This is a genomic window from Streptomyces regalis (assembly GCF_001509475.1).
GTDB lineage: Bacteria > Actinomycetota > Actinomycetes > Streptomycetales > Streptomycetaceae > Streptomyces > Streptomyces regalis.
Genome location: NZ_LLZG01000100.1, coordinates 1 through 9,796, shown reverse-complemented (window position 1 = coordinate 9,796; position 9,796 = coordinate 1). Strand labels below are relative to the sequence as shown.

Here is a 9,796-nt window from a genome sequence, read left to right as displayed (position 1 = left end):
GCCGGGGGGTGAGGGGGGCGTGGCTGCCGCATCGGCGGTAGGGGTACCGAGGGCCGAAGCCGCCGCGATCGGGACGCCAGCGGTGGAGGGGCCGGCAGCTGAACAGGACAGGGCTGCCGCATCGGCGATCGGGACACCAAGCTCCGCGCCCGGCGCGAACGGAGCGCCACCCGTCGGGATACCAACGCCCGAGCCAGGCACGATCGGGACGCCAGCGGTGACGGGGCCAGCGGCCGAGCCGGACGTGATCGGGGCGCCAGCGGTCGGGACACCGGGGGCCAAACCCGCCACGATCGAAACGTCAACAGCGCCGCCAGCGGCTGAGCGGGGCGCGGCTGCCGCATCGGCGATCGAGACACCAAGCTCCGCGCCCGGCGCGAACGGAGCGCCACCCGTCGGGATACCAACGCCCGAGCCAGGCACGATCGGGACGCCAGCGGTGACGGGGCCAGAGGCTGAGCGGGGCGCGGCTGACGCATCGGCGGTCGGGACACCGATGGCCGCGCCCGGCATGAACGGAGTTCCACCCGTCGGGACGTCAGCCGCGGCGGCGCTGCCAGAGGCTGAGCAGGACACGGCTGCCGCATCGGCGGTCGACGTTGGGGGGTTGGTGGGGTCGGGTGTTGGGGTGGGCGCTTCGTGGGCAGCGGCGGGTGGTTTGTCCGGTGCGTTCGGGGCGTCGTAGCCCGACTCGCCCTTCAGCGGGTCGGTCCCGATGGTGAGTGCCTTCGCCCTTTCCCCGCCGGCGAAGACCTCCGCGGCGAGTACCGCCGTCACCAGCGCCTCCAGCTCCGATGCTCCCGGCGCCTGGTCCCAGGAGTCCAGCGAGGGGTTGAGGGCCGAGGCGGCGAGGTCGGCGGCGGTGGCGAGGGCGAGGGGTGGGCAGTGGAGGTGGCCGGTGCAGAGGGGGTTCGAGGGGTCGGTGGCGCCCGCTGCGAGGGCTCGGACGAGGTCGTGGAGGGCGTTCGGGTCGCCCTCGTCCGGCAGGACGTCCCCGGCCGCCTCCCGCATGCGTGCGGCGACCGCGTCCGGGCCGCCCGAGGGCAGTGGTCCCCCGCGAGCCCGGGCGCCCTCGCTCAGCGCGTCGAGGACGGTGTCGAGCAACGGCCGCAGAGCGCGGGGACCTTCAGGGCCTGAAGCGAGCGACGGCGGCCTGCTCATCATGTCCTCCCGGGCGCAGGGCAAGAGGGACTTCCAGCTTGTACCCGGATGCGTGATCGCGCCCGAAAAGCCCAACGATCGGAACCCGAAAGGGGGTACTTGCGTGCGGGGAAAGCGTGTCGGTGGTGGTGTGCCGTGGGTGGCGGAGTAAGGGGCGGTCCGGGCCGTCCTCTGCTGCCGAGGGCTGATGCTTTACGCGCAACGCCCGTGCCAGGCGGGGAGGCCGGACCGCCACATCGCCCGCAGGCGTTGGCGGCGCCGGCGGCGTCCTACGCCAGCGGCATCGGCCTCACTCACCCTCCCGTACGCGCAACGCCCGTGCCAGGTCGTCGAGTTGGTCGGCGAGCCTGCGTCGCAGCGCCGGGATCGGCTCGTCGTCGCGCAGGCACTCCTCGCCCAGCCGCAGGGCATCGGCGTCGACGGCGTACACCGGGAAGGCGTAGCGGCCGGCGGCGTCGGCGATGGCGGGGCCGCGGCGGGCGGCGAGGGCGACGGCGTCCGGGTAGTAGCGGGGCACGTACTGGCGTACGAGGTCGGCCTGTTCGGGCTGCCAGAAGCCCTGGGCGGTGGCGGTGAAGAGGTAGTTGGACAGGTCGGTGCCGTCGTCGGTGGCGAACATGGCGGCCCAGGCCTTGGCCTTGGCTTCCTCGTCGGGCAGGGCGGCCCGGCAGCGGGCGGCGCCCTCCTGGCCGGTGGCGCTCGGGTCGCGTGCCAGCTCGTCCGCGATGGCGGCCTCGTCGACGGCGCCGAGGACGGCGAGGCGGCCCAGGACGCGCCAGCGCAGCTCGGGGTCGAGTTCGGGTCCGCCGGGCACGGTGCCGTCGGCGAGCCAGGCGGCGATCGTGTCCGGGTGGGCGGCGACGTCGATGAAGTGGCGTACGGCGATCAGGCGCAGACCGGGGTTGTCGCCGTCCTCGGTGCGGCGGATGAGGTCGCGGCAGAGGGAGGAGAGGGTGGCCAGGGCGGCGGGGCGCTCCTCCGGGGTGAGGTAGCGGTCGGCGACCTGGGTGGCGGCGAAGGCGAGGACGCCCTCGACGATGGCGAGGTCGGTCTCGTGCGGGAGGTGGGTGCGGGCCGTCTCCAGGTAGGCGGTGGCGGCGAGTTCTCCGTCGCGGACGGCGTCGCGCAGGGCGTTCCAGACGACCGCGCGGGTGAGCGGTTCGGGCAGTCCGGCGAGGCTCTTGCGGACGGTCTCGAAGGATTCGGTTTCGAAGCGGACCTTGGCGTAGGTCAGGTCGCCGTCGTTGAGCAGCAGCAGTGCCGGGCGCTTGCCGATGGGGTGCGGGGCCGTGTGCGGGACGTCGAGGTCGAGGCGTTCGCGCAGGACGAGGTGGCCCTCGTTGTCGCCGAGGTCCAGGTCGTACAGGCCGACGGCGATGCGGTGGGGGCGGCTGCCGGCGTGGTCGACGGTGAGGGTGTAGGTGCCGTTCTCGCCGGGGGTGACGGACGGGGTGAGGGTGTCGACGCCGGTGGTGCGCAGCCAGTTGTCGGCCCAGGCGTGGACGTCGCGTTCGGTGGCGTCGGCGAGGGAGTCGACGAAGTCGGCGAGGGTGGCGTTGGCGAACTTGTGGCGGGCGAAGTGGGTGTTGATGCCGGTGAGGAAGTCCTTCTCACCGAGCCAGGCCACCAGTTGGCGCAGCGCGGAGGCGCCCTTGGCGTAGGAGATGCCGTCGAAGTTGAGCAGGGCCGTGGCGGTGTCGTTGACGCCTTCGGGGGCGACGGGGTGGGTGGAGGGGCGCTGGTCGGCGTCGTAGCCCCAGGGCTTGCGGACGACGCCGAAGTCGGTCCAGGTGTCGGTGAAGCGGGTGGCTTCGGTGAGGGTCTGGTAGCCCATGTACTCGGCGAAGGACTCGTTCAGCCAGATGTCGTCCCACCAGCGAAGGGTGACGAGGTCGCCGAACCACATGTGGGCCATCTCGTGGGCGATGACCATGGCGCGGGTCTGGCGTTCGGTGTCGGTGACGGCGGAGCGGTAGACGAACTCGTCGCGGAAGGTGACCAGTCCGGGGTTCTCCATGGCGCCGGCGTTGAACTCGGGGACGAACGCCTGGTCGTAGGAGCCGAAGGGGTACGGCTCGTCGAACTTCTCGTGGTAGCGGTCGAAGCACGCGCGCGTGACCTCGAAGAGCTCGTCGGTGTCCGCGTCGAGGTAGGGGGCGAGCGAGCGACGGCAGTGCAGGCCGAAGGGCAGGCCGCGGTGTTCGGTGCGCACGGAGTGGTAGGGGCCGGCGGCGACGGCGACGAGGTAGGTGGAGATCAGCGGGGTGGAAGCGGCCTGCCAGCGGCCGTCGCCGAGGTGTTCGGTGATGCCGTTGGCGAGGACACTCCAGCCCTCGGGGGCTTTGACGGACAGGTCGAAGACGGCCTTGAGGTCGGGCTGGTCGAAGGCGGCGAAGACGCGCTGGGCGTCGTCCATGCACAACTGTGTGTAGAGGTACGTCTCGCCGTCGACGGGGTCGGTGAAGCGGTGCATGCCCTCGCCGGTGCGGGAGTAGCGCATGGCCGCGTCGACGCGCAGTTCGTGCTCGCCGGCGGTGAGGTTCTTCAGGGGCAGCCTGTTCTCGTCCAGGGTCTGCGGGTCGAGGGGTTGTCCGTCCAGCGTGACGGAGCGCAGCTCGGCCGGCTTGATCTCGACGAAGGTGTCCGTGTCCGCGTGGTCCGCGCGCGTGGTGAACCGGATGACGGTGCGGGAGTCGAAGGTCTCGTCGCCGGTGGTCAGATCGAGTTCGATCGTGTAGCGGTGGACGTCGAGGAGCTGGGCACGGGTCTGCGCTGCGTCGCGCGTCAGTACGGACATGCAGGACATGCTGCCTGATGCCGCTGACAAGGCACAGGGGCTGATCAGTAAGTACCTTATGTTCGGTCTTCGGTGCGCCTTATGGCCGGTCCTTGGCCGGTGTCGCCGCCGGGCTGTCGCGCTGCAGCGGGACGCGGGCGTCGGGGTGGGGCAGGGCGGGGCGCGGGCCCGGTTCCGGGCCCCCGGGGTCGTCCTTGACGAGGGCGCGTAACTCGCGTACCTCCTGTTCCAGTGCGCGATGGCGCTGGTAGGAGTCGTACAGGTAGCGGACCTTGGTGCGCAGCGCCCATGGTTCGATGGGCTTCATGACCAGGTCGGCGACGCCGAGTCCGTAGGCGGTGGCGGTCAGTTCGTGGTCCGCGCCGAAACCGGTGAGCAGGATGACGGGTATGTGCTGGGTCTGCTCCAGGCGCCGCATGTAGCGCACCACCTCCAGGCCGCTGACGCCGGGCATGCGGACGTCCAGGAGCAGGAGCCCGACCTGCCCGCGGAACACCTGCTTGAGCGCCTGGTCACCGCTGGTGGCACGGGCGAGCCGGTAGCCCAGCGGGGCCAGGGCGCTCTCCAGCGCGTAGAGCGTGTCCTCATGGTCGTCGACTATGAGGATCTTGGCATCCGACGGCATGGCCCGACGTCCCTCCCGCGTGGACATCCAGGGGATGTCCGGGGCGCTGACGGGGAGTGCGTGTCAGCTGGCATGGAGTGCACAGCGCAGCATGCCCGGCATGGGCCGCCGTGTCACTCCCTCGGGAGGGCCCGTCCGGGTCGTGTGGTCACATTCGCGTCGTCTGCCCGGGGGCGGTGGGCGCGGCGCCGTTGATCGTGTCCTCGGCGATGCTCTCGTGGTGCCTGATCACTTCGGCGATGATGAAGTTGAGGAACTTTTCGGCGAAAGCCGGGTCGAGCTTGGCGTTTTCGGCGAGCGTGCGCAGGCGGGCGATCTGGCGGGCCTCGCGGGCGGGGTCGGCCGGCGGGAGCTGGTGCTTGGCCTTGAGGTGGCCGACCTGCTGGGTGCACTTGAAGCGCTCGGCGAGCATGTGGACGACGGCCGCGTCGATGTTGTCGATGCTGTCGCGCAGCCGGGCGAGCTCCTCGCGGACGGCGGGGTCGACGTCGCCGGGGGGTGTGTTGCTGGTGGTCATGAGGGCCCAGCCTACGGGGCTCCTCAGGTGGTCGTTCGTTCGATCAGGGGTGGGTCGTCGGGGTCGGGGACCTGGTTGCTCCAGCCGCCGGGGACGGTGCGGCCCTGCTGGGCGCGGAAGCGGACGGGGGCCATGCCGACGCGGCGGGTGAACAGGCGGGAGAAGTAGGCGGGGTCGTCGTAGCCGACGCGGCGGGCGACGGCGGCTACGGGGAGTTCGGTGGCGGCGAGGAGTTCCTTGGCGCGGCCCAGGCGGATGCCGAGCAGATAGTCCTTGGGGCTGCAGCCGGCGCCGCGCCGCACGGCGGTGCGCAGTTCGGCGAGGGTCATGCCGTGCCGGGCGGCGTGCTCGGCGACGGTCAGCGGCAGGCACGCGTCGCGGGCGAGGGCCTTGAGGACGAGGTCGCCGTCCGGCGCGAGGTCGGCACGCGCGCGACGCAGGGCGACGAGGAGTTCGTGGACGGCGGCGCCGGTCTCCACCTCCAGGAGGGGGTTGTCGCGGCGGGCGGCGCGCGCCATGCGTCCGATGACGGCACGCGGGCCGGAGGCGTCGGAGAGGGGCACGACGGGGCGGTCCGGTTCGATGTAGCCGAGTTCGGTGTACGAGGCCGCGGCGGGCCCGGCAAAGTCGACGAAGCCCTCGTCCCAGCCGGTGCCGGGGTCGGGCGCGTAGTGGTGCGGCACGCCGGGGGTCAGCCACAGCAGCGCGGGGGCGGTGACGGTCGTACGGCGGCCGTCGGGGTCGGCGTACCAGCCGCCGCCGGTGCTGATCACGACGGCGACATGATGGTCCAGGACCCTGGGTCCGACGGTGGGCAGGGCGCCGTACTGCAGGCCGACGCCGAGGCAGACGAGGCCGAGCCGGTGGTGGGCGGGGCCGGGCGTGAAGAACCGCATCCAGGTGTGGTACATCCGCGGTCCTCTCTGCGTCGCTTCGGTCCAAGCAGCGCCGATCTTTGTCCATGGACCTGATCACCGCCAGAGGTGAGGGTGGGGCGCATGAGCGAGTTCACGGTGGGGGAAACGGATTTCCTGCTGGACGGGCGGCCGGTGCGGCTGCTGTCCGGCGCGCTGCACTACTTCCGGGTGCACGAGGCCCAGTGGGGGCACCGGCTGGCGATGCTGCGGGCGATGGGCCTCAACTGCGTGGAGACGTACGTGCCGTGGAATCTGCACGAGCCGCGGCCGGGGCACAGCCGGGACGTCCAGGCGCTGGGCCGTTTCCTGGATGCGGTCCGGGAGGCGGGGCTGTGGGCGATCGTGCGGCCGGGGCCGTACATCTGCGCCGAGTGGGAGAACGGCGGGCTTCCGTACTGGCTGACGGCGGAGCTGGGCGCACGCGCGCGTACGCGTGACGAGCGCTACCTGGGGTATGTGGCGAGCTGGTTCCGTCGGCTGCGGCACGAGATCGTGCCCCGGCAGATCGACCGCGGCGGCCCGGTGATCATGGCGCAGGTCGAGAACGAGTACGGCAGCTACGGCTCGGACGCGGAGTATCTGCGCCGCCTGGCCGGCCTGCTGCGCGAGCAGGGCGTCACGGTCCCGCTGTTCACCTCGGACGGCCCCGAGGACCACATGCTCTCCGGCGGCTCGATCCCCGGGGTCCTGGCGACGGTGAACTTCGGCTCCCACGCGCGCGAGGCGTTCGAGACGCTGCGCCGGCACCGCCCCGACGGTCCGCTGATGTGCATGGAGTTCTGGTGCGGCTGGTTCGACCACTGGGGCGGCAAGCACGTCGTACGGGATCCCGGGGACGCGGCGGCGGCCCTGCGGGAGGTCCTGGAGTGCGGCGCCTCGGTCAACCTGTACATGGCGCACGGCGGCACGAGTTTCGCCGGCTGGGCGGGCGCCAACCGGGGCGGCGGCGTGCTGCACGACGGCCCGCTGGAGCCCGATGTGACGTCGTACGACTACGACGCCCCGATCGACGAGTACGGCCGCCCCACGGAGAAGTTCTGGGCCTTCCGCGAGATCCTCGCCGACTATGCCGAGTACGCCGGGTACGCCGGGTACGCCGACGGCCTTCTGCCCGAAGTCCCGCCCGTACCCGCCCGGTTGGGCGCCCCGGCCGAGGTGGTGCTGACCGACTGGGCGCCCCTGAGCGACGTACTGGAGGCGCTGGGCGGCCCGGAGGCGTCCGGCCCGGTCCCGCCCACCTTCGAGGAACTGGGCGTCGAGCGGGGCCTGGTGCGGTACGAGGTGGCGGTGCCGGGGCCGCGGCAGCCGTATCCGCTGATGGTGCGCGGGCTGCGGGACCTGGCCGTGGTGTACGTCGACGGGGAGCGGGCCGGGGTGCTCACCGAGGACGAGGCGTGCCTCGCGGAGCCCGTCGCGGGGTACGCGCGCGTGGAGCTGTGGGTGGAGTCCCTGGGGAGGGTCAACTACGGGCCGCGGCTGGGCGAGCCCAAGGGGATCACCGGGGGCGTGCTGCACGAGCGGCAGTATCTGCACGACGTACGCGCGCGTGGGCTGCGGCTGGAGGCGCTGGACGACATCGAGCGGGTCCGGGCGGTGCCGTCGCGGGAGCTGCCCGAGGACGGTGCCCCGGGGCTGTACCGGGGCACCGTCACCGTGCGGGGCGCTGGTGACGCCCGCCTGGAGCTGCCGGGCTTCACGCGCGGGTTCGTGTGGATCAACGGCTTCGGTCTGGGCCGTTACTGGTCCACGGGCCCGCAGCACTCGCTGTACGTCCCGGGTCCCGTCCTGCGGGAGGGCGGCAACGACGTGTGGGTGCTGGAGCTGGCGGAGACGGCCCGGTGGGGGCCCGGCGAGGCGGGCGCCCCGGTGCTCCGGGCCGTCTGACGCAACCCTGCTGACGCCACCCCTGCTGACGTACCCCTGGTGCGGAGGCTGCCTACAGGGCGTTCGCCGCGCGGGCGATGTCCTTCGCGAAGGTGCTGACCTCGGTGTAGACGCCGGGCACACCGGTGCGGGCGCAGCCGTCGCCCCAGCTGACGATGCCGACCTGGATCCACTTGCCCGCGTCGTCCTTGCGGAACATGGGGCCGCCGGAGTCGCCCTGGCAGGTGTCGATGCCGCCGCTCTGCCAGCCGGCGCACAGTTCCTCCTTCGACACCAGCCGGTTTCCGTAGTGGCGCTTGCACAGGCGGTCGGCGACGAACGGAACGGTGGCCTTCTGGAGCTTGGTCGTGCCCGTGCCACCGCCCTCCTGGGTGTCGCCCCACCCGGCGATCGTGAACATGCCGCGGTTGTAGCGGTCCGTGGTGGCGATCTTCAGCGTCGGCTTGTTGATGGGCCGGGCGAGCTTGATCAGCGCCCAGTCCTTGCCGCTGCCGTTGTAGCCCGGGGCGACCTTGACCTTGGTCGACTTGACCTTGATCCCGGCGGATGAGTCGAGGTCGTTGACACCCGCGGTGACGGTGATGCTGGTGTTGTTGCCGGAGCCGTCCATGCAGTGGGCGGCGGTGAGCACGACGTCCTTCTTGTAGAGCGCCCCGCCGCAGCCCATGGAGAGACTGACCATGAACGGGAACTCGTTCTGCGCGGCAGGCGTTCCCCCGACGACGCGGGTGGACGCGGCCTGCGCGCTGAGGGGCTGAAGGGAGGCGACCGCGAGGGCCACGGCACCGACCGCCGCGGCTCTTTTGGCCAGGGTTATGCCGCTTCTCTTCGGCGAGCTAAGGGTCAACGTACGTCCTTTCATGGCGTGTTGAGCGGCCCGCAGTATGAAGATCAGGTGGCATGCTTGACAAGGACGGATCTCACGTCCCGGGCATGGAACCTCGCCGGGGAAAAACCCCTCACATCCCCGTAGAGTGGAATCGGGTTCAAGGCGTCTTGGGGGTACGGGCGTGGCGAACGGCGGACCGGTCCAGCACGGCTTCCCGCACCTTCAGACGGTGCGGGCCTCGATCACCGCGCTCTACAGGCGGCTGTCGTACGACACCATCCAGACGTTCGCGACCAGCGTGCTGCCCGCCGATGTGGCGTTCTGCGACACGGATGATCTGTATCTGGGCGCGCAGCGGGTGGCGCGCGAACTGGTGCGGCACTACCACCTGCCGGACGCCCGGATGGTCGTCAGCTTCCGGGAGATGAACCACGCGGCGAGCGTCGAACTCGCCGCCGGGCCCGAGTACTTCGTCGAGCTGAACGACCGCTTCCGCACCCATCGCCGGGACATCGGGGCGGCCCTCGCCCACGAGGTGATGCACGTGTACCTGCACCGCCTCGACCTGTCCTTCCCCGGCACCCGGGACAACGAGATCCTCACCGACACGGCGACGACGTATCTCGGGGCGGGCTGGCTGCTCCTCGACGCGTACCGGGAGGACGCGGCGTCCTCGCAGAAGCTGGGGTATCTGACGCCGGAGGAGTTCGGGTACGTCCTCGCCAAGCGGGCGCTGGTCTTCGCCGAGGATCCGTCGGTGTGGTTCACCAGTCCGCAGGCGTACACGGCGTATGTGAAGGGCATGGCCGAGGCGCGGCTCGACGAGCAGCAGCCGCCGCTGACGGCGGCCGGGTGGGCGGGGCGCCGCCGGTACGCGCGCGATCGGCGTCATGCCCAGGACGAGCGCGGGGTGGGGGCGCGGCCGGGGGTGCCGTATGCGTTCACGCCGGATGGGCGGGGGCCGCTGCGGGTGTCGTTTCCGTGTCCGACGTGTCAGCAGCGGATTCGGGTGCCGGTGCGGGGGCGGGTTCGGGCGCGGTGTGGGTTGTGCCGGACGGTGTTGGAG

At 71.7% G+C, this 9,796-nt stretch carries 7 protein-coding genes and 1 pseudogene; 2 read left to right on the top strand and 6 right to left on the bottom strand.

The window, feature by feature from the left end; genetic code table 11:
* The 5 genes and pseudogenes from ADL12_RS56450 to ADL12_RS15385 all read right to left on the bottom strand — a co-directional run.
* Nucleotides 1-1,161, bottom strand: a pseudogene (locus tag ADL12_RS56450) (hypothetical protein); the annotation flags it as partial.
* A gap of 289 nt (nucleotides 1,162-1,450) precedes the next feature.
* Entirely contained in the window at nucleotides 1,451-3,958 is a 2,508-nt protein-coding gene (pepN, locus tag ADL12_RS15400; RefSeq protein ID WP_062702679.1) for an aminopeptidase N, read from the bottom strand.
* Between the two features lie 79 nt (nucleotides 3,959-4,037).
* Nucleotides 4,038-4,583, bottom strand: a complete 546-nt coding sequence (locus tag ADL12_RS15395) for a response regulator (protein WP_062702673.1) — start codon at nucleotides 4,581-4,583, stop codon at nucleotides 4,038-4,040.
* 148 nt (nucleotides 4,584-4,731) lie between these two features.
* Nucleotides 4,732-5,100, bottom strand: coding sequence for a chorismate mutase (locus ADL12_RS15390; RefSeq protein WP_062702671.1), 369 nt, complete (start codon nucleotides 5,098-5,100; stop codon nucleotides 4,732-4,734).
* Between the two features lie 23 nt (nucleotides 5,101-5,123).
* Nucleotides 5,124-6,011 carry a helix-turn-helix domain-containing protein gene (locus tag ADL12_RS15385; protein ID WP_062702669.1) on the bottom strand — a complete coding sequence of 296 codons (888 nt, stop codon included), beginning with the start codon at nucleotides 6,009-6,011 and terminating at the stop codon, nucleotides 5,124-5,126.
* Between the two features lie 87 nt (nucleotides 6,012-6,098).
* On the opposite strand from ADL12_RS15385, the gene ADL12_RS15380 reads away from it, so the two are divergent.
* Nucleotides 6,099-7,901 (top strand): glycoside hydrolase family 35 protein, encoded by a 1,803-nt coding sequence (locus ADL12_RS15380; protein ID WP_062702667.1) that lies wholly within the window; start codon nucleotides 6,099-6,101, stop codon nucleotides 7,899-7,901.
* Nucleotides 7,902-7,953: 52 nt separating this feature from the next.
* Here the strand turns inward: ADL12_RS15380 and ADL12_RS15375 are convergent, their stop codons facing one another.
* A complete protein-coding gene (locus tag ADL12_RS15375) occupies nucleotides 7,954-8,763 on the bottom strand; it encodes a S1 family peptidase (protein WP_062702665.1) in 810 nt (269 codons plus the stop codon).
* Between the two features lie 148 nt (nucleotides 8,764-8,911).
* Here ADL12_RS15375 and ADL12_RS15370 point away from each other — a divergent pair.
* A partial coding sequence (locus ADL12_RS15370; protein ID WP_062702677.1) for a hypothetical protein occupies nucleotides 8,912-9,796 on the top strand: 885 nt, incomplete at its 3' end.